This is a genomic window from Nocardiopsis sp. TNDT3 (genome assembly GCF_003427465.1).
In the GTDB taxonomy this organism is placed as follows: domain Bacteria; phylum Actinomycetota; class Actinomycetes; order Streptosporangiales; family Streptosporangiaceae; genus Nocardiopsis; species Nocardiopsis dassonvillei.
In genome coordinates, this window is record NZ_QPFC01001447.1 from 1 (window position 1) to 1471 (window position 1471).

Consider the following 1471-nt stretch of genomic DNA (forward strand, 5'->3'; position numbering starts at 1 on the left):
CGGCGGCGGCCGGGGCCGACCAGCCCAGGACGACCGCGAGGACGGCGGCGCTGAGGGCCGCGAGCGCGCGGGGAAGCGCACGCGGGCGGGGGGAGGGCACGTTTTTCTCCTCTGTGAGCGGGTGGGAGGAAAGCACGGACCCCACCACTGTGCGACAACCGCTCCTCTCCCACCAGTACCCCGCGGGAAATTCCGTCGAAATCGGGGATGACCTCCCGACCCTTCGCCCGGAGTTCTGCACCAGCCCCTGAACCGTATTCGTGTGATCTAGCGCACTCTGAAAGTGGGTTCTTTCACAAGCGACCCCGAGGGCGAAGGGCGCGGGCGGACGACCTGGGAAGACGCACGAGCAGTACGCATTCATTCACCCTGAGTGACGCAACGCAGGTGAGCGAACGACCCCGACTCGAGGTAAAGATGGGGGCGAAAAGGAAAACCGGCTGCCCTCACGGTTTTCCTCCATATAGTATAACTGTCATACCCGACAAAAGGGACACTAAACACCGCACATAAAGAAGCCGTAAGTAGGCTTTCCCGCCCTTTGTTAAGTTCGCATGTCGTAGGAGAAACCGTCGACATCGGAGAGGATGAACCCCGCCAGGGGATCGACCATGACTCTGCAGATGGACCTTCCGACCAGCACCGCGGACGAGTACCCCACACGTAAGAGCACCGAACCCGCCCTGTTGTACCGCAGGGACCCCGCCGTCTGGGGGACCGACGAGGGCCCCTTCTCCCACGACGAGCTGTGCGCCTATGACGAGCGCGGCTACACCCAGATCGACTCCCTCATCACCCCGGACGAGGTCGGGGCCTACAGCGCCGAACTGGAGCGGCTGAGCTCCGACCCCGACCTGCGCGGCGACGAGCGCGTGGTCGTCGAACCCTCCTCCGACGAGGTGCGTTCGGTGTTCGAGGTGCACAAGGTCAGCAAGGTCTTCGCCGACCTGGTCAACGACCCGCGCCTGGTCGACCGCGCCCGCCAGATCCTGGGCTCGGACGTGTACGTGCACCAGAGCCGCGTCAACTACAAACCGGGCTTCGGCGGCGGCTCGTTCTACTGGCACTCCGACTTCGAGACCTGGCACGCCGAGGACGGCATGCCGCGGATGCGGGCGGTCAGCTTCTCGGTCGCCCTGACCGACAACTACGCGTACAACGGCGCGCTGATGATCATGCCGGGATCGCACAGGACGTTCGTCTCCTGCGTGGGCCAGACCCCGGACGACCACTACCGCGACTCGCTGAAGAGCCAGCACGTGGGCACCCCGGACCAGAGCTCCCTGTCCTACCTGGCCGACCAGCACGGCATCGACGTGCTCACCGGCCCGGCGGGCGGGGTGACGGTGTTCGACTCCAACTGCATGCACGGCTCGGGCGGCAACATCACGCCCTACCCCCGGTCCAACGTCTTCATCGTCTTCAACAGCGTCGAGAACGCCTGCGACAGACCGTTCAGCGCCCCCGCCCC

General features: G+C 65.4%; 1 protein-coding gene. It reads left to right on the forward strand.

From position 1 onward, the window contains the following. Positions 1 to 611: 611 nt before the first annotated feature. Positions 612 to 1471, forward strand: an 860-nt coding sequence (thpD, locus tag DQW06_RS28730) for an ectoine hydroxylase (protein WP_117199651.1), incomplete at its 3' end; no start/stop codon positions are given.